This is a genomic window from Streptomyces sp. NPDC020898, assembly GCF_044333925.1.
Classification (GTDB): domain Bacteria; phylum Actinomycetota; class Actinomycetes; order Streptomycetales; family Streptomycetaceae; genus Streptomyces.
Genome location: NZ_JBIRRV010000001.1, coordinates 1,244,804 through 1,266,937, shown reverse-complemented (window position 1 = coordinate 1,266,937; position 22,134 = coordinate 1,244,804). Strand labels below are relative to the sequence as shown.

General features: G+C 70.7%; 21 protein-coding genes and 1 pseudogene. 9 read left to right on the top strand and 13 right to left on the bottom strand.

Annotated elements, in window-relative coordinates; all coding sequences use genetic code 11:
• Positions 1–156: 156 nt before the first annotated feature.
• The 7 genes from ACH4TV_RS05525 to ACH4TV_RS05495 form a co-directional block, all read right to left on the bottom strand.
• On the bottom strand, positions 157–1,128 hold the full coding sequence (locus tag ACH4TV_RS05525) for an N-acetylglucosamine kinase (RefSeq protein WP_398394450.1): 972 nt from the start codon (positions 1,126–1,128) through the stop codon (positions 157–159).
• Entirely contained in the window at positions 1,119–2,384 is a 1,266-nt protein-coding gene (locus tag ACH4TV_RS05520) for a 6-phospho-beta-glucosidase (RefSeq protein ID WP_398394448.1), read from the bottom strand. Before ACH4TV_RS05520 ends, ACH4TV_RS05525 begins: the two co-directional genes overlap by 10 nt.
• A gap of 7 nt (positions 2,385–2,391) precedes the next feature.
• On the bottom strand, positions 2,392–3,285 hold the full coding sequence (locus ACH4TV_RS05515; RefSeq protein WP_398395375.1) for a carbohydrate ABC transporter permease: 894 nt from the start codon (positions 3,283–3,285) through the stop codon (positions 2,392–2,394).
• A 13-nt stretch (positions 3,286–3,298) separates the two neighbouring features.
• Positions 3,299–4,243: a carbohydrate ABC transporter permease gene (locus ACH4TV_RS05510; RefSeq protein ID WP_398394446.1), complete on the bottom strand. Its 945-nt coding sequence runs from the start codon at positions 4,241–4,243 to the stop codon at positions 3,299–3,301.
• A gap of 2 nt (positions 4,244–4,245) precedes the next feature.
• A complete protein-coding gene (locus ACH4TV_RS05505) occupies positions 4,246–5,583 on the bottom strand; it encodes an ABC transporter substrate-binding protein (RefSeq protein ID WP_398394444.1) in 1,338 nt (445 codons plus the stop codon).
• A 116-nt stretch (positions 5,584–5,699) separates the two neighbouring features.
• Positions 5,700–6,911 carry an ROK family protein gene (locus tag ACH4TV_RS05500; RefSeq protein WP_398394442.1) on the bottom strand — a complete coding sequence of 404 codons (1,212 nt, stop codon included), beginning with the start codon at positions 6,909–6,911 and terminating at the stop codon, positions 5,700–5,702.
• A gap of 208 nt (positions 6,912–7,119) precedes the next feature.
• A complete protein-coding gene (locus ACH4TV_RS05495) occupies positions 7,120–8,226 on the bottom strand; it encodes a mechanosensitive ion channel family protein (protein ID WP_398394440.1) in 1,107 nt (368 codons plus the stop codon).
• Positions 8,227–8,527: 301 nt separating this feature from the next.
• Between ACH4TV_RS05495 and ACH4TV_RS05490 the strand changes: the two genes are divergently transcribed.
• A complete protein-coding gene (locus tag ACH4TV_RS05490; RefSeq protein ID WP_189148973.1) occupies positions 8,528–9,064 on the top strand; it encodes an HNH endonuclease in 537 nt (178 codons plus the stop codon).
• A gap of 152 nt (positions 9,065–9,216) precedes the next feature.
• On the opposite strand, the gene ACH4TV_RS05485 is transcribed toward ACH4TV_RS05490, so the two are convergent.
• From ACH4TV_RS05485 to ACH4TV_RS05475, 3 genes are read right to left on the bottom strand one after another with little or no spacing between them, the layout of a single operon-like run.
• Positions 9,217–10,605 (bottom strand): FtsX-like permease family protein, encoded by a 1,389-nt coding sequence (locus tag ACH4TV_RS05485; protein ID WP_398394438.1) that lies wholly within the window; start codon positions 10,603–10,605, stop codon positions 9,217–9,219.
• A complete protein-coding gene (locus ACH4TV_RS05480) occupies positions 10,602–11,336 on the bottom strand; it encodes an ABC transporter ATP-binding protein (RefSeq protein ID WP_398394436.1) in 735 nt (244 codons plus the stop codon). The genes ACH4TV_RS05485 and ACH4TV_RS05480 overlap by 4 nt, the downstream gene beginning before the upstream one ends.
• Positions 11,333–11,866 carry a PadR family transcriptional regulator gene (locus ACH4TV_RS05475; RefSeq protein ID WP_398394434.1) on the bottom strand — a complete coding sequence of 178 codons (534 nt, stop codon included), beginning with the start codon at positions 11,864–11,866 and terminating at the stop codon, positions 11,333–11,335. Before ACH4TV_RS05475 ends, ACH4TV_RS05480 begins: the two co-directional genes overlap by 4 nt.
• Positions 11,867–12,109: 243 nt before the next feature.
• Between ACH4TV_RS05475 and ACH4TV_RS05470 the strand changes: the two genes are divergently transcribed.
• From ACH4TV_RS05470 to ACH4TV_RS05455, 4 genes are all read left to right on the top strand, one after another.
• The gene (locus tag ACH4TV_RS05470; RefSeq protein WP_398394433.1) at positions 12,110–12,325 is read left to right on the top strand and encodes a hypothetical protein; all 216 of its coding nucleotides are present in this window, start codon (positions 12,110–12,112) and stop codon (positions 12,323–12,325) included.
• Positions 12,326–14,428 (top strand): 4-alpha-glucanotransferase, encoded by a 2,103-nt coding sequence (malQ, locus tag ACH4TV_RS05465; protein ID WP_398394431.1) that lies wholly within the window; start codon positions 12,326–12,328, stop codon positions 14,426–14,428.
• A 66-nt stretch (positions 14,429–14,494) separates the two neighbouring features.
• Complete coding sequence (locus tag ACH4TV_RS05460) at positions 14,495–14,755, top strand: hypothetical protein (protein ID WP_398394429.1); 261 nt, start codon at positions 14,495–14,497, stop codon at positions 14,753–14,755.
• 15 nt (positions 14,756–14,770) lie between these two features.
• On the top strand, positions 14,771–15,076 hold the full coding sequence (locus ACH4TV_RS05455; RefSeq protein WP_398394427.1) for a hypothetical protein: 306 nt from the start codon (positions 14,771–14,773) through the stop codon (positions 15,074–15,076).
• Here the strand turns inward: ACH4TV_RS05455 and ACH4TV_RS05450 are convergent.
• Entirely contained in the window at positions 15,073–15,594 is a 522-nt protein-coding gene (locus ACH4TV_RS05450) for a MarR family winged helix-turn-helix transcriptional regulator (RefSeq protein ID WP_398394425.1), read from the bottom strand. The genes ACH4TV_RS05455 and ACH4TV_RS05450 overlap by 4 nt on opposite strands.
• Positions 15,595–15,711: 117 nt before the next feature.
• Here ACH4TV_RS05450 and ACH4TV_RS05445 point away from each other — a divergent pair, with 117 nt between their 5' ends.
• Positions 15,712–16,674, top strand: coding sequence for an EamA family transporter (locus ACH4TV_RS05445; RefSeq protein WP_398394423.1), 963 nt, complete (start codon positions 15,712–15,714; stop codon positions 16,672–16,674).
• A 194-nt stretch (positions 16,675–16,868) separates the two neighbouring features.
• Here ACH4TV_RS05445 and ACH4TV_RS05440 read toward each other — a convergent pair.
• Together ACH4TV_RS05440 and pepN are read right to left on the bottom strand one after the other, a co-directional pair.
• Positions 16,869–17,905, bottom strand: a pseudogene (locus ACH4TV_RS05440) (IS200/IS605 family accessory protein TnpB-related protein); the annotation flags it as partial.
• A 267-nt stretch (positions 17,906–18,172) separates the two neighbouring features.
• Positions 18,173–20,761 (bottom strand): aminopeptidase N, encoded by a 2,589-nt coding sequence (gene pepN, locus ACH4TV_RS05435; RefSeq protein WP_398394421.1) that lies wholly within the window; start codon positions 20,759–20,761, stop codon positions 18,173–18,175.
• Positions 20,762–20,873: 112 nt separating this feature from the next.
• On the opposite strand from pepN, the gene ACH4TV_RS05430 reads away from it, so the two are divergent.
• The 3 genes from ACH4TV_RS05430 (at position 20,874) to ACH4TV_RS05420 (ending at position 22,050) form a co-directional block, all read left to right on the top strand.
• A complete protein-coding gene (locus ACH4TV_RS05430; protein WP_398394419.1) occupies positions 20,874–21,404 on the top strand; it encodes a DUF1203 domain-containing protein in 531 nt (176 codons plus the stop codon).
• 81 nt (positions 21,405–21,485) lie between these two features.
• Positions 21,486–21,716: a ribbon-helix-helix domain-containing protein gene (locus ACH4TV_RS05425; RefSeq protein ID WP_398394417.1), complete on the top strand. Its 231-nt coding sequence runs from the start codon at positions 21,486–21,488 to the stop codon at positions 21,714–21,716.
• A complete protein-coding gene (locus ACH4TV_RS05420; RefSeq protein WP_398394415.1) occupies positions 21,703–22,050 on the top strand; it encodes a type II toxin-antitoxin system PemK/MazF family toxin in 348 nt (115 codons plus the stop codon). The genes ACH4TV_RS05425 and ACH4TV_RS05420 overlap by 14 nt, the downstream gene beginning before the upstream one ends.
• The last annotated feature ends 84 nt before the right edge of the window (positions 22,051–22,134 follow it).

Below are 22,134 nucleotides of genomic sequence, written 5' to 3'. Positions count from 1 at the left end.
TCTTGATCGGATCGCAGTACGGCCGCGTCGTATCGCAGTGCGGTGGCGTTGTGTCGGGGCGCGCTGTCCTGCATTCGGACACACCCGCGCTCCCCGCACCACCCCTCTGCCCATGAATACGCCGACGGAATCTGTTCGGTTCCCGTACGAAGCAGGTCAGTCCTCGTAGAAGCGCCGTACCCGCGCATGTGCCCCCGCCGGGGCGTTCGTGTGATCCAGGCCCAGCAGCGCCGCCCCCAGCACCGGCCGCGCCGTCACCACCCGGGCCACCGCCTTGGGCGCCCGGGCGGCGAGCAGCTCGGTGACGCGGTCCGTGAGCCGGGGGTGCCGGGCCGCCAGCACCCCGCCGCCCAGCAGAACCGGCGTCTCCTCTTCGAGGAGACCGAGGCGGTTCAGCGCGACCGTGGCCATGGCCACCACCTCGTCGGCCAGCCGGTCCACCAGCGCGCGCGCCACCGGGTCACCGTCCGTCGCCGTGGCGAACAGCACCGGCGTCAGCTCATGGCGCCGGGCGTTGTCGACGTGTCCGAGATGCAGGGCCTCGATCAGGGCGTACATGGAGGTGAGCCCGAAGTGGGCGGGCAGGGTCGCGGCCAGCGCCGTCGGACCGCCCCGCCCGTCCTCCGCACGCGCCGCATGCCACATGGCCTCCTCCGCCAGGCCCCAACCGCCGCCCCAGTCCCCGGAGATACGCCCCAGCGCGGGGAACCGGGCCGTCCGGCCGTCGGGAGTCATCCCGACGCAGTTGATGCCGGCGCCACAGACGACGGCGACCCCGCGCGGCTCGGTGATCCCGGCCCGCAGGATCGCGAAGGTGTCGTTGCGTACGTCGACGGTCGTGCCCCACGCGCGCGCGTGCAGCGCGGCGGTGAACTGCTGTTCCTCCACGGGGAAGTCGGCGTTCGCCAGACACGCCGACACATGGCCGACGGAGGTGACCCCGGCGGCGGTGAAGGCCTCGGTGACGGCGGCGGACAGCCCGGAGACCGCCACGTCCAGCCCGTCGGCCGGCGGCCGGAACCCTCCGCCGCGCGCCGTGGCCAGCACCTCCCCGTCGGCGGCGACCACCGCCACGTCGGTCTTGCTGTTGCCGGCGTCGACGGCGAGGACGTGTGCGGTCATGCCCACGCGAGATGCTCCCGGTTGTGCGCGATGAGGGTGTCGGTCAGAGTGTCCGCGTAGTCGTACTGTCCGACGAGCGGATGCGCGAGAAGAGCCCGGAAGACCCGGTTCCGCCCGCCGTGCAGAGCGGCCTCCAGGGCCAGTTCCTCGTACGCGGTGACATGGGCGATCAGCCCCGCGTACAGGGGGTCGACCGGCGCGACAGGAAGGGGAGTCGCCCCCTTCGACCCCACCGCCGCCTGCGTCTCGATCACCGCGTCGTCCGGCAGGAAGGGCAGCGTCCCCTTGTTGTACGTGTTCACCACCTGGTAGGGACTGCCGCCCCCGCCCAGCAGCGACGCGGCCAGATCCACTGCCGCCTCCGAGTAGAAGGCGCCGCCGCGCTTGGCCAGCAGCTCCGGCTTCTCGTCCAGGGCCGGATCGCCGTACAGCCGCAGCAGTTGCTCCTCCATCGCCGCCACCTCGGCCGCCCGGGACGGCTTGGTACGTAGTTCCCGTACGACGTTGTCGTGGGCGTAGTAGTAGCGCAGGTAGTAGGACGGCACCGTCTCCAGGCGGTCGAGGACGTGACGAGGGAGATGGAGGTCGTCGGCGATGCGGTCGCCGTGTTCCGTGAGCAGCCGGGGGAGGACGTCCTCGCCCTCGGGGCCGCCCAGGCGTACGCCCGTCTCCCAGGTGAGGTGGTTGAGGCCCACGTGGTCCAGGTGGATGTCGGCCGGGGTCACCCCCAGCAGGGCGGCGAACTTCCGCTGGAAGCCGATCGCCACGTTGCACAGACCGACCGCCTTGTGGCCGGCTTCCAGGAGGGCGCGGGTGACGATGCCCACCGGGTTGGTGAAGTCGATGATCCAGGCGTCCGGGTTGGTGCGGCGGACGCGCTCGGCGATGTCCAGGACGACCGGCACCGTACGCAGCGCCTTGGCGAGGCCGCCCGCGCCGGTCGTCTCCTGGCCCACGCAGCCGCACTCCAGCGGCCACGTCTCGTCCTGCTGCCGTGCGGCCTGGCCGCCGACGCGCAGTTGGAGCAGGACGGCGTCGGCGCCCTCGACGCCCCTGTCCAGGTCGTCGGTCGTGACGATCCGCCCGGGGTGCCCCTGCCTGGCGAAGATGCGCCGGGCGAGCCCGCCGACCAGTTCCAGGCGTTCGGCGGCCGGGTCGACGAGCACCAGTTCCTCTATGGGCAGGGTGTCCCGCAACCGGGCGAAACCGTCGATGAGTTCGGGGGTGTAGGTCGATCCTCCGCCGACCACAGTGAGCTTCATATGCGGATCAACCCTTCACGCCGGTGAGAGTGACGCCCTCGACGAACGCCTTCTGGGCGAAGAAGAACACGAGGATCACGGGGGCCATGACCAGCACGGTCGCTGCCATGGTGAGGTTCCAGTCGGTGTGGTGGGCGCCCTTGAACGACTCCAGGCCGTAGGAAAGGGTCCACGCGCCCGGGTTCTCCGAGGCGTAGATCTGAGGGCCGAAGTAGTCGTTCCAGGCGTTGAAGAACTGGAAGAGGGCGATGGCGGCGATACCGGGCTTCGCCATCGGCAGAACGACCTTCAGCAGGGTGCGCAGATCGCCGCAGCCGTCCACCTTCGCCGCGTCCAGGTACTCGTTGGGGATGGTCGTCAGGAACTGGCGGAGCAGGAAGATCGAGAACGCGTCACCGAACGCCAGCGGGATGATCATCGGCCAGAGCGTGCCGGACAGGTCCAGCTGCTTCGCCCAGAACAGGTACATCGGGATGACGACCACCTGGGGCGGCAGCATCATCATCGAGATCACCAGCATGAGCGTCAGATTCCGGCCCCGGAAGCGGAACTTGGCCAGCGCGTACGCCACGGGGACGGACGAGACGACGACCAGGACGGTGCCCAGTCCGGCGTAGATCAGCGTGTTCCTCCACCAGGTGAGGAAGCCGGGGGTGTCGAAGACCTTGCGGTAGTTGGACCATTCCCAGGTGTGCGGGATCAGGTCCCGGCTGAGTGCCTGCGAGTCGCTCATCAGCGAGGTCAGGAACACGAAGACGAAGGGCAGGACGAAGAAGAGGGCCGCCGCGATGCCCAGGGAGTGGATCGCGATCCATTCGAGGAGCGCCTTGCGACGGGCGGTGCGCTCGGCGGGCGAGGCGGGGACCTTCAACTCCACGGGTCGTTCCAGTACTTGGGTCATGTCCTGGGCCATGTCAGTCACCTGCCTGGATGAGGCCGCCCCGGCGCCGCATCAACAGCGCGGTGAACGCCATCGACAGGGCGAACAGGACCAGGGCGACGACGCAGGCGGAGCCGTAGTCGAAGCGCTGGAAGCCGAGGTTGTAGACGAGTTGGGGGAGGGTGAGGGTGGAGTACTCGGGGTAGCCGGGTTGGAACATGGTGCCCGCGCCCTGGATCACCCCGGAGGCGACCTTTCCGGCGACAAGTGGCTGGGTGTAGTACTGCATCGCCGCGATGACACCGGTGACGACGGCGAACATGATGATCGGCGAGATGGTCGGCAGCGTGACGTACCGGAACCGCTGCCACGCCGACGCGCCGTCCAGCTCCGCCGCCTCGTACTGCTCCTTCGGTACGTCGAGCAGCGCGGCCATGAAGATGACCATCAGGTCGCCGACGCCCCACAGGGCGAGCAGTGTGAGGGCCGGCTTGGACCAGCTGGGGTCGTTGAACCAGCCCGGGGCCGGGATGCCGATGTTCTCCAGGATCGAGTTGACCGGTCCCGTACCGGGGTTGAGGAGGAATGCGAACGCCATGGTCGCGGCGACCGGCGGGGCGAGGTAGGGCAGGTAGAAGAGGGTGCGGAAGACGCCCGTACCCGTCTTGATCTTCGTGATGAGCATGCCGATCCCGAGTCCGAACAGGACGCGGAGGGTCACCATGATCACGACGAGCCACAGGGTGTTGCGCAGGGCGGGCCAGAAGAAGGGGTAGGACTCGAAGACGTACGTCCAGTTCTTCGTTCCGCTCCAGGTCGGCGGCTTGAAGCCGTCGTAGTGCATGAACGAGAAGTAGACCGTCGAGAGCATCGGGTACGCGAAGAAGACCGTGAAACCGATCAACCAGGGCGAGAGGAAGGCGAGGTTGCGCAGCGTCGAGCGCCGGTGCTTGGCCCGCAGGGTGTGGGTGGTGGCCATGGCTACTTCGCCTGCGCGATGTCCGTGTCGATCTGCGCCGCGGCCTTCTTCAGGCCGGCCTTCAGGTCGGTGACCTTGCCGCTCTCGTAGTCGTAGCCGAGCTGCTGGACGGTGGTGAGGTAGACGCCGCCGTTGATCGAGGCGGGCGAGGTGGACGAGTTGGGGTTCGCGGCGATGTCGAGGAAGGTCTTGAAGCGCGGGTCGTACTTCAGCTTCGGGGACTTCAGGGCCGCCAGCGTGGAGGGCACGTTGTGGATGGCGTTGGAGAAGCCGACCACCGCGTCCGTGTCCGTGGTGATGTACTGCACCAGTTCCCAGGCCGCGTTCTGCTTCTTGCTGGTGGCGGCGATACCGGCGATGGTCCCGGTGATGTAGCCCTTGCCGTACTGGTCGGCCTGGTCGTCGGGTACGGGCAGCGGGGCGACGCCGATCTCGAAGTCGGGCTTCGCCTCCAGCGCCATGCCGAGGCGCCACTCGCCGTCGAGCTGCATGGCCACCTGGCCGGTCTGGAAGGGGTGCTTGGGGCCCCACTCGTCACCGAGGCCGGAGCGGAACTTCTCCAGCTTCTTGAAGCCGCCGAGTTCGTCGACGAGCTTCTTCTGGAGGGTGAAGGCGTCGGTGACGGCCGGGTCGGTGGCGATCGTCGACTTGCCGGACGCGTCGAAGTACGTCGGCCCGAACTGGCCCATGTAGTGCTCGGTGGTCGTCTCCCAGCCGTGGTAGTTCGGCATGAAACCGAGCTGCTTGTACGTGTCGCCCTGGGCGATCGTCAGCTTCTTGGCGTCGGTCTCGAACTCGGACCAGGTCTTCGGCGGGTCGGTGATCCCGGCCTTCTTGAAGGCGGTCTTGTTGTAGTAGAGGCCGTAGGCGTCGCCGAGGAGCGGGACGGCGCAGCGGTTGCCGTCGTACTGGGTGTACTCGCTCATCGCCTTCGGGAAGGTGGTCGCCGGGTCGATGCCGGCCTTCTCGAAGAGCGGGTTGAGGTCGACCAGCGCCCCCGACGAGCAGAACTTGCCGACGCCGTTGGTGGTGAATGACGAGATCACGTCGGGCGCCTTGCTGCCGCCCGCGCGCAGCGCCTGGTTCATCTTGTCGTCCGTCATGTTGCCGACGACGTTGACGTGGATGTTGGGGTGCGTCTTCTCGAAGCCGGCGATCAGCGACTTCACGGCCGCCACCTCGGCGGGCGCGCTCCAGGCGTGCCAGAAGGTGAGGGTGGTGTCGGCGGCGGGGTCGTCCTCGGCGCTGGAGGAGGACTGTCCCGTACAGGCGGTGGCGAGAAGGGCGACGGAGGCGGTGGCGGCGATCGCGAGCGTTGCTTTTCTGGATATTCCGGGCATGGCGAGGTCTCCCAGGGAAGGGCGGAGCAGGGCAGGGAAGGGCGGTGCACGGCGCGGGGCTTGCGGGTGAGGGTGAGGGTGAGGGTGAGGGTGAAGAGGGGAACTGAAGGGGATGTTCAGCGCGAGGTGTCGAAGACCTCGTCGCGGGTGGTCGCGAGGGCGCTTTCCAACGCGCCCCGCAGCACGGGGTGTTCGCGTACGTCGCCCACGACCAGCCGGGGCCGGGCCGCGGCCAGTTCCTCCAGCTCGGCCTGGACCAGAGCGCGCAGGGGTTCGCCGCCCGCGGTGAGGGAGGCGCCGCTGAGGACGACGAGTTCGGGGTCGAGGACGGAGACGAGTGAGGCCAGACCGGTGGCGAGACCCGTCGCGTACTTTTCGAGGAGCCGCCGGTAGGGGCCCGCGTTGATGTCGGCGGCCTGGGCGACGAGGGCGGCGGCGACCTCGGCGTACGGGCCGTTCGGGATGGGGCTGATGTGCAGCTCGCGGGCGATTTTGGGGATGGCCTGCGAACCGGCCAGTTCCTGGTAGCCGCCGCTGCCGGCCTTGCTGACCTGCCGGACGAGGGGTGTGCCCGGCACGGGCAGGAAGCCGACCTCGCCGGCGCCGCCGGTCCAGCCGCGGTGCAGCCGGCCGCCGAGGACGAGCGCGGCACCGAGCCCGCCCTCGTTCCACAGGAGCACGAAGTCGCCGTGGCCCCGGGCCGCACCGAGACGCTGCTCGGCGATGGCGACGAGGTTCACGTCGTTCTCGTACTCCACCGGCATCGGGAGCGCGGCGGCGAGCTCGTCGAGGAGGGCCGGGGAGTGCCAGCCCGGGAGGTGGGAGGCGTAGCGCAGCCGGCCGGTGCCCGGGTCGAAGGCGCCCGGGGTGCCGATGACGAGCCGCCTCAGCTCGTCCCGGGCCAGCCCCGCCGCCTTCACCGCGCCGTCCAGGGCCTCGGTGACCTGGTGGACGACGGGCCGGGCGGGACGCCTGCCGGGGGTGAGCAGTTCGTACGCGCCGACGGTCCGGCCGGTGATGTCGGCGACGGCAGCGAGGACACGTTCGGGGGTGACGTCGAGCCCGGCGGCGTACGCGGCGGCCGGATTGACCTCGTACAGCTGGGCGTTGGGGCCGGGTCGGCCCTCGGTGGTGCCGGTGGGGAGAACGAGGCCGGCCGCTTCCAGGCGGGCGAGCAGCTGGGAGGCGGTCGGCTTGGAGAGGCCGGTGAGCTTGCCGATGCGGGTGCGGGACAGGGGCCCGTGCTCCAGGAGGAGGTCCAGGGCGGCCCGGTCGTTCATGGCACGCAGGACGCGGGGGGTGCCCGGGGTACCGGCGGTTCCTGCCATGGGGGTCTGCACCTGCCTTTCCGCTGCTCACCTTTTCACGGTCGCCGTCCGCGGTGTCTCCGCGAGGGTGACTGTTAGGAAAGTTTCCTATCGGATGGCGAGAAGATAGGACCAGACCAAGGGAGGCGTCAAGGGGCAACGAGAAGAGGCGGCGCCCCGGAATCCGGGGCGCCGCCTCTTCTCGTACGACTTCTGCGGTATCTGTCGCCTACTTCGGCACGCCCTGCGGAGCGTTCAGCGGGGTGGCCGCCTGGGCCTGGGGGGAGGCCGTGTTGGAGTACGCCGACGGGGCCGCCATACCCGCCGTCGGGTCCGCGGGTTCCTCCTCCAGGACGACCGGGATGCCGCCGACGATGCGGATGCCCGCCGCGTCGAGGGCCCGCTTGACGCGCCAGCGCAGTTCGCGCTCCACCGTCAGGGACTTGCCCGGCATCGTCCTCGCCGAGAGGTGGATGACCATCGAGTCCAGGAGCACGCTGTCCAGGCCCAGGATCTCGATCGGGCCCCACAGCATCTCGTTCCAGGGCTCTTCCTTGCTCATCTTCTCGCCGACCTCGGCGAGCGTCGCCTTCAGCCGGTCCAGGTCCTCGTCCGAGCGGACGGTGACGTCGACGCCGGCCGTGGCCCAGCCCTGGGAGAGGTTGCCGATGCGCTTGACCTCGCCGTTTCGCACGTACCAGATCTCACCCTGGTCGCCGCGCAGCTTCGTCACGCGCAGGCCCACCTCGATCACCTCGCCCGACGCCACCCCCGCGTCGATCGTGTCGCCGACGCCGTACTGGTCCTCCAGGATCATGAACACGCCGGAGAGGAAGTCCGTCACCAGGTTGCGGGCACCGAAACCGATCGCCACGCCCGCCACACCCGCGGAGGCGAGCAGCGGGGCCAGGTTGATCTGGAACGCGGAGAGGACCATCAGGGCCGCGGTGCCCAGGATGATGAAGCTCGCCACCGAGCGCAGCACGGAGCCGATCGCCTGGGAGCGCTGGCGGCGGCGCTCGACGTTGACCAGCAGGCTGCCGAGGGCCGTGCCGCCGGTCGGGCCGTCGGCCGCCTGGGTCGTGCGGTTCATGCGCTCTATCAGCTTGGTGATCGCCCGCCGCACCGCCACTCTCAGCACGGTCGCGATCACCAGGATCAGCAGCACCTTGAGGCCGATCGCCAGCCAGGTGGACCAGTTCTGCTCGACCCAGCTGGCGGCGTTCGTCGCGCTCTCCTGGGCGTCCTGGAGCGAGGGGACCGACACGGTCGGTGACTCCGACGGAGTCGGTGACGGCGAGGAATCGGCAGCCAGTAGGACGGCGGGCAAGGACACGGGGGGTACCTCCAAAGCGACCTGCCCCCGGCACGGATGGTCGGTCACGGAAAGGTCACCGGAAGGGCAGGCCCACCACACTAACGGGGCAACGTGTGCAGATCGGCGCCATGTTCGAGGGAGAGACCGTGCTCACCTGGGGATGAAGAGGATGTGGTCCCGGGTATGACAGCAAGGTGTGGTCGAAAACACTCCCAGCCCGTTACCGGGACGTGGTGGCGCTGCCGCCGGGCGAGAGGGGAGACTGACTACAGATCGTCCCGGCGCGAGCCACGCGCCGCCGACGCCCAAGGAGGCATCCGTGCCGCATGTCCTGGTACTCAACGCGTCGTACGAGCCGCTCGGCGTCGTACCGCTCCGCCGCGCGCTCGTCCTCGTCCTGGAGAACAAGGCAGTCTCCTTGGAGGAATCGGGCGCCTTCATGCACAGCGCGACCGTTACTGTCCCCGCACCCAGCGTGGTCCGGCTGAAGAGGTTCGTACGGGTCCCTTACCGGGGGCCCGTTCCACTGACCCGTAGGGCACTGTTCGCCCGTGACGGCGGCCGGTGCATGTACTGCGGCGCCGCCGCGACCAGCGTCGACCACGTCATCCCGCGTTCCCGTGGTGGTCAGCACCGCTGGGACAACGTGGTGGCGTCCTGCCGCCGCTGCAACCACACCAAGGCGGACCGCCATCTCTTCGAGATCGGCTGGCGGCTGCGCCACAAACCCGCCCCGCCCACCGGTCTCGCCTGGCGCATCATCGGGACCGGACACAGGGACCCGCGCTGGCTGCCATACCTGCAGCCGTACGGCGCGGACGACGCGATGGCCCGGATCGACGGCATTTCAGCCTGACATCCGGGCTTTCGTATACCCGCACAGCTGAATACCCGCACATCTGCATGGACATGTACGCGCCATCCGTACGGTACGGATGCGATCCGGCCCCGGGAACCCCCGTTCCCCGGGGCCGGATCACGCGTGTCCGGCCTTTCGTGTGCGCTCGCTCACACGTATCGCAGCTCCGCCGGGTGCACCGAGCGGCGCAGCAGCGGCAGTGAGGTGGCCGCGGCGAGCAGGCAGGACACGTACACCGCCGGTGGGACCAGCAGCGCCGTGTACGGCACCGAGCGGCTGCCGTCCTGGGCGAGCAGGCCGTACCAGCCGCCGATCAGCAGACCCCCCGCGCCCGCCAGCAGCATCGCCGGTGCCAGCGGCAGGGCCGTCTCCATGAGCAGCGCCCGGCCGAGCACCGCGCGCGGCACGCCGGCGGCGGCCTGCGCGGCCAGGCCCCGGCGGCGGGTCGCCACCGACTCGGCGGTGCCGACGCCCAGCCCGCACAGCGTGATCGTGAGGGCGACCAGCACGGCGGCGCCGGTCAGGTCGACGCCGGTGGTGTAGAAGTCCATGTCCTCCGCCATCATGTTCCGGCCGCGCTCGCGGAGCGAGGTGAGCAGCACCTCCCGGATGCCGACGAACCCGGTGCCCACGATGGTCACCAGCAGCACCGCCGCGTGGGTACGGGCGGCGGCCCACGGGTCGTCGCGCAGCCGCTCCGCCGCGATCAGTGTCGCCGGGTCGGAGGTACGGGCCGCGAGGAGCCGTCCGGTGTACCGCGCGGTGGCGCCGGTCAGCAACAGGGCGGCCACGCCGGTCACGATCACCGCGGAGAACACCAGCACCGGTGCGGTCTCGTACCCGCCGAACGTGTTCGGCGCCAGCAGTACCCCCACGCCCAGCAGGAACAGGGTCATCGCCGGGAACACCAGCCCCGGACCGCGCCCTTCGCGCGGGGCCACCCGCCGTACCCGGCCCAGTGGCGAGGCGACCACACGGCGCAGCGCCAGGACGCTCACCAGGGCGCCCGCCACCGGCACGGCCAGCGCGACCAGCGCGATCCCGGCCCAGAGGAGAACCGGCGGGTGACTCCACTCGCGCAGCAGGAACAGCACGGCGGAAACCGTGGCGAGCACCGAGCCGAGCAGACAGGCGAGCCCCGTCTCCAGCGCCGCGATCCGCCGTACCTGCGCCGCGCCCGCCCCCGCCAGCCGCAGCGCGGCCAGTCGCCGGTCCCGGTGCACGGCCCCGACCCGCGCGCACTGCCCGAGAAACCCGAGCACGGGCACGAGCAGCAGCACGAGGGCGAGCACCACGCCGGAACGCTCCCCGGGCCGGTCCAGCAGCCCGCTGGCGAAGTCGATCGTGCGGTACCCGCGTATCGCGGCGACGGCCAGGGCAGCCAGCGCGAACCCGGTCGCGAGCGCCGCCCCGAGCGCCGTGAGCGCCACCCGCCACCACTCCCGCCGGTCGGAACCCCGGGTGAGCAGCCAGGCGAGCCGCAGATCGGCGCGCAGAGAACCGCTCCCCGAGCCCCTGGAAACCTCGCCGCCGGTCACGGCGTCACCTCCACCGAGGTCTCGGCCCCGTCGACGGCCACCGCACCGTCGCTCAGCCTGATCTCGCGGTCCGCGTACGCCGCCACCTGGGCGTCGTGCGTGATCAGCAGGACGGCGGTGCCGGACTCGCGGGCCGTGTGGGTGAGCGCCGCCATCACCTGCTCCCCCGCGAGGGAGTCCAGCGCGCCGGTCGGCTCGTCGGCGAAGACCACCTTCGGACCGGTGATCAGGGCCCGGGCCAGCGAGACGCGCTGCGCCTGGCCGCCGCTCAGCTCACCCGGCCTGAGCGTCTGCTGCCCGAGCACCCCGAACCGCTCCAGCCACTCGCCGGCCCGCTCGTGCGCCGCCGCGCGGGCCGTACCGGCGAGCAGCAGTGGCAGCGCCACGTTGTCGAGCACGGTCAGCTCGGGAATCAGCTGCCCGAACTGGAAGACGACCCCGAACTCCGTGCGCCGCAGCTCGCTCAGCCGCCGCTCGGGCAGCGTGTCGAGCCGCTCCCCGGCGTACTCGACGGTCCCCGTGTCCGGCCGGACGATCCCCGCCAGACAGTGCAGCAGCGTCGACTTGCCGCTGCCGCTGGCCCCCGTGACGGCCAGGATCTCGCCGGCCCGCAGGTCGACCGAGGCGCCGCGCAGCGCCGGTGTCCTGCCGTGCGCCTTCGACAGGAGGCGAGCCGTGAGCAGCGGTGGTGAGGTGTCCCCGCCGGATGTGTCCCCGTTGGTGGTGGTCATGCCGTGTCGACCTCCGCGGTCAGTGTGGTGAGCCGGGCCGCCGTCGTGGTCATCCAACGGAGGTCGGCGTCAAGGTGGTTGAGGGCGTAGTCCGCCGAGAGCACGGTCGAGAGGTCCTCGCCCGGCACGGTCTTGACCGCGGTGAGTTCCCGCATCCGTTCCATGTGCGCGGCGCGCTGCCTCAGCAGATACCCGGCCGGGTCGCCCCCGGTGAGGATCCCGACGACGACCTTGGCGAAGATCTCGTTGCTGACATACGGCGCCGGCGGGGCGATCTGCCGTACCCAGTCGGCCAGTTCACGCTCCCCGTCGGCCGTCGTCCGGTACTTGGTCCGCTCCGGGCCGCCGTCCGCGTCGGTGCCGTCGACCTCTGCCAGCCCGTCGCGCACCAGGCGCTGAAGGGTTGTGTAGACCTGCCCGTAGGCCAGCGGCCGGGCCTGCGGGAAGCGTTCGTCGTGCCGTCGCTTGAGGTCGTAGCCATGGCTCGGCCCTCCGGCGAGCAGCCCCAGCAGGAGATGGCGGGTGCTCATGCCGTTCATTATGCACTCGCTACATGTACTGAGTGAATAGTGGAGCCGGAATGGAGTCCAGAACGAGAAGAGTGGCCGGAAGGTGAGGGACTTCACCGTGAGGGCGGCGGAAGAACCGCGGAATGTGACGGCCTCCGCAGTGGTTCATCCGTTCATACACGTCTGCGCCCGCCCCCGCTGGGTAGGCCTGCGAAGGAAACCCGCCAACCGCCGTCAGCCGTCGTCCGCGACAAGGAGGCCTCCGTGGCCGTACCGGCACACATCTTCAGCGCCGAGAGTGCGGCCGCCGAGGCGCCGCTCACCAGCGAGCCACCGCTGCCCGCTGCCGAGCCCCTCACCAGCGAGCCCCCGCTCGCCGACGCGGAGGCGATGACGAGCGAGCACGCCGACGCCGAAGCGGACCCCACGGGGCTGTACGAGGGCCCGGTTCCGGCGCTGTCGGACCTCGCGGGGCTGTAGATGTCCGCACACGGGCCGGCCGAGGCCGGGGACACCGGAGAACGGCTCGCGCTCGACCGCCTCGCCGAGCTGTACGGCGTCGCCCCCTCCTACAGTCCCTCCCCGGACCGTACGGTCGCCGCCTCCGACTCCGCGCTCGTCGCCGTGCTGGCCGCGCTCGGCGTCGACGCGGGCACCCCTGAGGCCGTCCGGGCCGCCCTCGTCGCCCGGGAACGGGAACTGGCGGCGCGGCTGCTGCCGCCCACGGTGGTGTGCGCCGCTGACGGTACGGCGACCGCGCTGGACGCCCTGCCCGACGGCACCCGCCTGCGTGTCCGCACCGAACAGGGCGGGACCCGCGACTCCGTCGACCGACTCCCGCCGGGCGTCCACGAGTTGGACGCCACCGCGCCCGACGGCCGCGTCGCCCACGCCCACCTCGTCGTCGCCCCGGCCCGGCTGCCCACGCCCACCGGACGCACGTACGGCCTCCTCGTCCAGCTCTACTCCCTCCTGTCCCGGCACTCCTGGGGCATGGGCGATCTGGGCGATCTCGGCGAGCTGAGCGCCTGGGCCGGGCGGGCGTTCGGTGCCGGATTCGTGCAGGTCAACCCCTTGCACGCGGCCGTTCCCGGGGCGCCGACCGACCCGTCGCCGTACCGTCCGTCCTCCCGTCGCTTCCCCGATCCGGTGCATCTGCGGATCGAGGACATCCCCGAGTTCGCGTACGTCGAGGAGCCCGAGGACCGTGAGCGGCTGCGCGGGCTGCTGGAGCGCGCCCGGCGGCTGCGGGACTCGGTGCTGAACAAGGGTGCGCTGATCGACCGGGACGCCGTGTGGGAACTCAAGCGTGCGGCACTGGAGTTGGTCTGCGCCGTACCCCTCGGGCCCGGGCGGCAGGCCGCGTACGCCGACTTCCTCGCGCGGTCCGGGGAGGCGCTGGAGGACCACGCCACCTGGTGTGCGCTCGCCGAGGTGCACGGCTCGGAGTGGGCGCGCTGGCCGGACGGTCTCCAGGACCCCCGGTCGGCCGAAACCGCCCGCGCGCGGGGCGAGTTGATGGACCGCGTCGACTTCCACTCCCGCCTCGCCTGGCTCACCGACACCCAGCTCGCCGACGCCCAGCGGACCGCGCGCGACGCCGGCATGCCGGTCGGGATCGTGCACGACCTCGCCGTCGGGGTGCATCCGGGCGGCGCCGATGCCTGGGCGCAGCAGGAGTACTTCGCGGCGGGGATGTCGGTCGGGGCGCCGCCGGACGCCTTCAATGCGCGCGGCCAGGACTGGGGCCTGCCGCCCTGGAGGCCGGACCGCCTGGCCGAGTCCGGCTACACCCCGTACCGCCAACTCCTGCGGTCCCTCTTCGGCTACGCGGGCGCCCTGCGGATCGACCACGTCATGGGCCTGTTCCGGCTCTGGTGGGTGCCCCAGGGACAGGCGCCGACGGAGGGGGCGTACGTCAGGTACGACGCCGAGGCCATGCTCGCCGTGCTCGCGCTGGAGGCCACCCGGGCCGGCGCGATCGTGATCGGCGAGGACCTGGGGACCGTCGAGCCGGGGGTGCGGGAGACGCTGCACGAGCGCGGGGTGCTCGGCACGTCCGTGCTGTGGTTCGAGCGGGACTGGGACGGCGACGGCCGCCCCCTGCCCTTCGACCGCTGGCGCGCCGACTGTCTGGCCACCGTCACCACCCACGACCTGCCGCCCACCGCCGCCCGCCTCACCGGCGACCATGTCGAACTCCGCGACCGGCTGGGCCTGTTGACCAACCCCCTGAAGGAGGAACGGGCCGCCGCGGCAGCCGACACGAACGAGTGGCTGACCCTGCTCGCCCGCCTGGGCCTGCTGAAGGGGTGCGGCGGCGGTCGCTCGGAGGCGGCGGAGGAGGCCGAGATCCAGGCCGTCCACCGCTATCTGCTCCGCACCCCCGCCCGCATGATCGGCGTCTGGCTCCCGGACGCCGTCGGCGACCGCCGCCCGCAGAACCTGCCGGGCACGTGGAACCAGTACCCGAACTGGCGCCTGCCGATCGCCGACGCGGAGGGCCGCCCGATGACGCTGGAGGAACTGGCGGGGTCGTCCCGGCTGTGGGCGCTGGTGGAGGTGTTGCGGGAGACGGAGTGACACCCCGGTGTCCCCGTACGGCACCCCGGGCGCGCGGCTGCGGTGGGCGTTCGCTACTTTTGCACCGTGGACAATAAGAACGCCCTGCGCGCTGGTGCCCTGGTCGCCGGTACGACGCTGATGATGCTGCTCATGACGTCTCCCGCGCTCGCGCTCACCCGCGACGACGGCGACGACCCAGGCAACCCCCTGGGCGTCGTCGACACGCTGGGTCTCTACGTCGTCGCCCCGATCGCCCTGTTCGCGGTCATCGCGGGCCTGGTGATGGTCCTGGACCGCTCCTCGGACCGCGCCCCGAAGGCCAAGCCGGCCAAGACGAAGGTCTGACCTCTGGTCGCGCGTATGCGGGTCCACAACGACAGCGGTCGACGGCTTGAGCTGATACTCGAACCGTACGGAAGCGACCACTGGCTGATGCCGGGCGAGACGTTTGTGGTGGTCACCGACGGCTCACCTGCCGAACCCTTTCAGGTGGACTGCGCGGCCGGATCGATGACGGTCCACGTCCACGGGGGCATGGGCTGGGTGGAGGACACCGACGGCAACGAGGTCGAGTGCGCCCACCAGCGCCCACCGGCGGCGGAGTCAGGTCGTCGGGGCGGCGCGTTCGGCCGGGTCGTACGCAGACTCCGTACGGGCTCGTCCTAGGTTTCGGGCGTCTGGGCGCTCGCGAGCAACTCTCTCAACAGGTCGGCCAGTTGGCCGGCCTGTTCTTCGTTCAGGGCGGACTTCAGGGCGTCCGACTGGAGGGTGAGGCCCGCGACGACCGCCTCGTCGACGAGGTTCAGGCCCTTCTCCGTGAGGGTCACGCGCAGGCCGCGGCGGTCGTGGGGGTCGGGGGAGCGGCGTACCAGGCCGGCCCGTTCCAGTTTGTCCAGGCGGCCGGTCATCCCGCCGGTGGTGAGCATCAGCGTCGACGACAGCTGGCGCGGCGAGAGCGTGTACGGCTCCCCGGCCCGGCGCAGGGTCGCGAGCGCGTCGAACTCGCCGCGGGTGATCCCGAACCGCGCGTACGCCTTCTCCGTCCGGTCGCCCATCTCGCGCGCGAGCCGGTAGACGCGGCCGAAGACCTCCATCGCGGCCGTGTCGAGCTCCGGCCGCACCGCCGCCCACTGGTCGACGATCGCGTCGACGGGGTCCCTGCGCTGCGCAGGCTCAGCACTCATGCGCCGAGTATCGGACGCCGAACGGTCACCCGCAAGAAAGTGGCTGCTGAGTAGCTTGACGATAAGTAGCTTAGAGCTAAGCTACTTATCGCCGACCTACCTCGAAGGGTGCGTCCCATGCCCGAGAAGCCCGCGACCCGCTCCGCCACCCTCCTCCCCGTCATCGCCCTCACCGCCCTGGCGCCCATCTCCTGGGGCACCACCTACGCCGTCGCCACGGAGTTCCTCCCGCCCGACCGCCCCCTGTTCACCGGCCTGATGCGTGCCCTGCCCGCCGGTCTCGTGCTGCTCGCGCTGGCCCGGGTGCTGCCACGCGGGGCCTGGTGGTGGAAGGCGACGGTGCTGGGCGCGCTCAACATCGGCGCCTTCTTCCCGCTGCTGTTCCTGTCCGCGTACCGGCTGCCGGGCGGCATGGCGGCGGTCGTCGGGTCGATCGGCCCGCTGTTCGTCGCCGGGCTCGCGACGGTGTTCCTGGGCGAGCGTCCGACCGTACGCACTCTGCTCACCGGGATCGCGGCGGCGCTCGGCGTCAGTCTGGTCGTGCTGAAGGCGACCGGGGCGCTGGATGCCGTCGGCGTGCTGGCCGCCCTCGCGTCCACCGCGTCGATGTCCACGGGCACGGTGCTCACGAAGCGCTGGGGGCGCCCCGACGGTGTGGGCCCGCTCGCCCTCACCGGCTGGCAGCTGACCGCCGGGGGCCTGCTCATCGCGCCCCTCGCCCTGTTCGTCGAGGGTGCCCCGCCCGCGCTGGACGGCCGGGCGACCGCCGGGTACCTCTACCTCGCGCTGGCGAACACGGCGGTGGCGTACTGGCTCTGGTTCCGTGGCATCGGCCGGCTCACCGCCACCCAGGTCACCTTCCTCGGCCCGCTGTCCCCGCTGACCGCCGCGTTCGTCGGCTGGGCGGCCCTCGGTCAGGCCCTGACGCCGGTCCAACTGGCGGGCATGGGGCTGGCGTTCGGGGCAACCGTGGTGGGGCAGCTGGGGGTGCGCAGGCCCGGGGCTGGATCGGTGGCGGGTTCCGGGTCCGTTTCCGGGGCGACGAAAGCTCCGATTCCCGTGTCGGCGTCGCGTCGCTGATCAGGCGGTCAGGCGGTCAGACGAGCAGGGCGGCGACCTCGTCGCGGATCGACGGCATGGCGGTGTACACCGTGCCCGGGCACTCGGTGGCCGCCCAGTGACGGTGCCCGCCGATGACCGGCGCGGGCCTGCTGACGCCGCTGACGGGATTGACGTAGACCACCTTTCCCAGCGGGGCGAGCGTGTGCCGGTCGGCGAGGTCGGCGAGGTCGGCACAGGTCGTAAAAGAAGCGGCGCGGGGCGCCGGTCGGGTTCCCGTGGTTGTCGAGGCGCCAGGCGGCCAGGTGATCGGCAATCATGTCGACACCGATCACGCCGTGGACGAGAGCGGCCTCGATCGGGAGGGCAGGCGTGGGTGGAACCTGCCAGGAGGCCGTCACATACCAGCGGTCCCGGCCCGTATCGAGGTGGATGCGGTAGGCGATCGCCCGGTTGGCTACGACGCGGTCGGCCCACTCGCCACCCCGGTGCGCGAACGCGACCCGGCAGGCCAGGACGTAGCGGCCCTGCGAGGCGTTCGCCAGATATGCCAGCGGGACCGGGAGCTTGATGCTGACTTCGCCGTCCGGGCTGATACGGATCGTCTCGTTGCCATACCGCTTGCCGGACTCACCGTCCGTCTGGCAGAACCAGCGCTCCGCCTCCCAACGCCCCCGCCAAACAGACTCTGTCAGCCCGGCCGCCTCCAGGTGGTGCCGGGTACGGGCCAGCTGCTTGCCACCCCGCACGACGTGCACGAGTCCGGCTTCGCGGTCGGCCCGCGCAGCAGCCAGCCGGTCTTCCAGCACCCGCAGCCGCCGGGACTTCGCGTGCCACTCCCGCTGGGAGCGGTAACCGCCCGGCGCCTTCTTCGTCCCCTTCTGGCCGACCGGCAGGGACAGCCGCTGCTCGATGGTGCGGACACCGGCTTCCAGGTTCCGCAGGTGCGCCGAATGGCAGCGGCGGGCCAGCGCCCACTGGTCATGCGTGGCCTTGGTGATGCTGCCAGCCCAGCGCGAGGACGAGAGCGGTGTCAGTCCCGCTTGCGCACCGCCCACGCCTCCCCGGACTGCGACAAGCCATCCCGGCAACGTGCCTTGAGATCCTTCGAGGCCAGCGACCCCAGATGCGCACCCACCAGACGCAGCACCTTCTCATCGTCCGGCGTCAGCTGCTTGAGGCGGGTCCGCACGGCCACACCGGACGGACCGGACGCGACGAACGGCGGCGCAATACTCCTCAGCTCACCCACCCCGCCACCCCCGACCCCACCCGAAGAACCCGTGCCGCGTGTCCAACGAGCACCACCCACAGAAGGTCACGCATTCGATGCGGGAACGTCAGTTCCCCACTACCTTCTGGACAACCCCGTTCTTGGGCCTGCGGACCGTGGATATAACCACCGACCGGACCTGGCCTGATGCCGCACGAGTACCAGGCGTTGGGGGCACCCTGGCGTTCTGGTCCATTGGGTCCGTGGACCCGCCGGGCGCCCCCAACTCCGTACGACCGCCTGCGACTACGCCTGCGCGGCCGCCGCGTCCGCGGCCTGGGCCTTCAGGGCACGCTCGACGCCCGACCGGGACTCCGACACGAGCCGCCGCAGGGCCGCGTTGGGCTCCGCGGCCGCCAGCCAGGCGTCTGTCTTCGCCAGGGTCTCCTGCGACACCTGGACGGTCGGGTAGAGGCCGACGGCGATCTGCTGGGCCATCTCGTGCGAGCGCGCGCCCCACATGTCCTTGACCACCGCGAAGTACTTGTCGGTGTACGGCTCAAGCAGCTCGCGCTGGTCCGTCTGGACGAAGCCCCCGATCACCGCCTCCTGCACGGCGTTCGGCAGCTTGTCGGACTCGATGACCGACGCCCACGCCTCGGCCTTGGCCTCCGCGGTCGGACGGGCGGCGCGGGCGGTGGCGGCGTGACGTTCGCCGGCGGCGGTCTTGTCACGCTCGTACTCGCCCGCGATCTGGTCCTCGTCGAAGCGCCCGACGGCCGCGAGCCGCTGGACGAACGACCAGCGCAGCTCGGTGTCGACGGCGAGTCCCTCGACGGTCTGCGTGCCCTCCAGCAGGGCATCCAGAAGGTCCAGCTGCTCCGGCGTACGGGCCGTCGCCGCGAAGGCGCGGGCCCAGGCCAGCTGGTGGTCGGAACCCGGCTCGGCCGCCCGGAAGTGGGCCAGCGTGGCCTCCGTCCAGCGGGTCAGCAGGGCCTCGCGGGCGGTCGGGTCGGCGTACAGGTCGATCGCCAGCTTCACCTGCCGCTGGAGCGACTGCACGACGCCGATGTCCGACTCCTTGCCGATGCCCGACAGGACGAGGGACAGGTAGGCGTGGGTGGCCAGTTCGGCGTCGCGGGTCATGTCCCAGGCCGAGGCCCAGCACAGCGCGCGGGGGAGGGATGCCTCGAAGTCGCCCAGGTGCTCGGTGACGAAGGCGAGGGACTCGTCGTCGAGCCGGACCTTGGAGTAGGAGAGGTCGTCGTCGTTGAGCAGGATCACGTCCGGACGACGCCTGCCCACCAGTTGCGGTACGGCTGTCAGCTCGCCGTCGACGTCCAGCTCGATGCGTCCGCTCTCGTCGTCGCGGAGCAGCTTGCCGCTCTCGTCGTCGAGGTCGTACAGGCCGACGGCGATCCGGTGCGGGCGCAGCGTCGGCTCGCCCTTGGCGCCGGTGGGCAGAGGCGGGGCCTCCTGGCGGATGGCGAACGAGGTGATGACCCCGTTCGCGTCCGTCTCGATCTCGGGACGCAGGATGTTGATGCCGGCCGTCTCCAGCCACGCCGTCGACCAGGCCTTCAGGTCACGCCCGGAGGTCTCCTCCAGCGCGCCGAGCAGGTCGCTGAGCCGCGTGTTGCCGTACGCGTGCTGCTTGAAGTAGGCCTGCACACCCGCGAAGAACGCGTCCATGCCGACGTACGCGACAAGCTGCTTCAGTACGGACGCGCCCTTGGCGTACGTGATCCCGTCGAAGTTGACGAGCACGTCGTCGAGGTCGCGGATCTCGGCCATGATCGGGTGGGTGGACGGGAGTTGGTCCTGGCGGTACGCCCACGTCTTCATGGAGTTGGCGAAGCTGGTCCAGGCGTGCGGCCAGCGCGAGCCGGGAGCGTACGCCTGGCAGGCGATGGAGGTGTAGGTGGCGAACGACTCGTTCAGCCACAGGTCGTTCCACCACTCCATGGTGACGAGGTCGCCGAACCACATGTGCGCCAGCTCGTGCAGGATCGTCTCGGCGCGCGTCTCGTACGCGGCGTCGGTGACCTTCGAGCGGAACACGTACTGGTCGCGGATCGTGACCGCGCCCGCGTTCTCCATGGCACCGGCGTTGAACTCGGGAACGAACAACTGGTCGTACTTCTTGAACGGGTACGCGTAGTCGAACTTCTCCTGGAACCAGGCGAACCCCTGCCGGGTCACCTCGAAAATGGCGTCGGAGTCGAGGAACTCGGCGAGCGAGGGCCGGCAGTAGATACCGAGCGGCACGCTCTGCCCGTCCGCCTCGTACACACTGTGCACCGAGTGGTACGGCCCGACGATCAGCGCGGTGATGTACGTCGAGATACGCGGCGTCGGCTCGAAGCGCCAGACGTCGTCCTTGGGCTCGGGCGTCGGCGAGTTGGAGATGACGGTCCAGCCGGACGGCGCCGTCACCGTGAACTGGAAGGTCGCCTTCAGATCCGGCTGCTCGAACGACGCGAACACGCGCCGCGCGTCCGGCACCTCGAACTGGGTGTACAGGTACGCCTGCTGGTCGACGGGGTCGACGAAGCGGTGCAGGCCCTCACCGGTGTTGGTGTAGGCGGCGTCCGCGACCACGCGGAGCACGTTGCGCCCCTCCAGCAGCCCCGGCAGCGCGATCCGGGAATCCTTGAAGACCTCGTCGGGGTCCAGCGGGTCCCCGTTGAGCGTCACTTCGAGGACGGCCGGAGCCACCAGGTCGATGAAGGACTCCGCCCCGGTCTCGGCGGAGTCGAAGCGCACCGTGGTCACGGACCTGTAGGTGCCGCCCTCCTGCGCGCCGGAGAGATCGAGGTCGATCTCGTACGAGTCAACGGTGAGCAGCTTCGCCCGCGCTTGCGCCTCTTCGCGGGTCAGGTTTGTGCCAGGCACGCGGTCATCTCCTCGTTATGTGTGGGTTGCGCCATCCTTCCACGGGACCCGCGGCGGACGCGATGTCCAAAACCCGCCGGTGAGCGGGCCGGACGACCGCGAACGTGGAGTCATGACGCCACACGTGACAACACACGCGACCACACACATCACGTACGCCGTACGACCCATTGGTCCGCTGATCCTGAAGAGGCTGCGTTCTGCTGACGATGCGGGACGCCAGTTGGTTCCCGTCCAGGACGAAGAGGGCGGCTCACCGCTCCGCTGCTGCCTGCGACACAGCGCCCCGGGCGAGCACATCGCCCTCGTCTCCTACGCCCCGCTGCGGCGCTGGGCGGCGGAGACGGGGGCCGAGCCCGGGGCGTACGACGAACAGGGGCCGGTGTTCATCCACGCGGAGGCGGAGGCGTGCGGGGGGCCCGCGGCGGGGGAGGGGTACCCGTTCGCAAGGGCGCGTCGGGTGTTGCGGCGGTACTCCGGGGAGGGGCGGATTCTCGGGGGGCGGCTGGTGGAGCCGGTGGGGGAGGGCGCGGATGCCTTCGGCGAGGCGTTCGCGGAGGCGTTCGCTGATCCGGAGGTGGCGGTGGTGCATGTGCGGACGGTGGAGTACGGGTGCTTTTTGTACGAGGTGAGGCGGGGCTGAGGTGGGGCTGAAGCAGGGGTGAAGGGGCGAACGGTAGTACCATTGGTAGCCTCAGACTTCCTACCCTGTTATCTTCGAGGTATGAAGATCAGTGTGAGTCTTCCCCGGGAGGATGTTTCCTTCGTCGACGAGTACGCGCGGAGAACGAACGCGGCGTCGCGGTCCGCGGTGATCCACGATGCCATCGAACTCCTTCGTGCCGCCCACCTGGAGGAGGAGTACGCGGAGGCCTTCGCCGAGGGGGACGGCAGCGAGGATGCGGCGTTCTGGGACCGGTTCTCGGCGGACGGGCTCACTGATGAAGCGCGGTGACATCTACCTGGTCGACTACGAGCCGGTGCGCGGCAGTGAGGCCGGCAAGGCGCGTCCGGCCGTGATCGTCTCGAACGACGGAGCCAATGCCGCGGCGGCGCGGACCAGGCTGGGCGTGGTGACGCTCGTGCCGCTCACGTCGAACACCTCGCGCGTGTATCCCTTCCAGGTGCTGCTGCCCGCGGAGGAGTGCGGTCTGCCCAAGGACTCCAAGGTCCAGTGCGAGCTGGTGCGGGCCCTCGCGCCGGAGAGGCTGTTGCGCGTGATCGGCTCGGTGCCCCGGCAGCGGATGGCCGAGATCGACGTGGCGCTGCGGCGGCACCTGGCACTCTGAGCGCGGGCACGAAAGGGGGCGCCCACCGGTCACCGGTGGGCGCCCCCTTTCGTCGTACTCTGGTAGCGCTGCCCTTCCTACCGC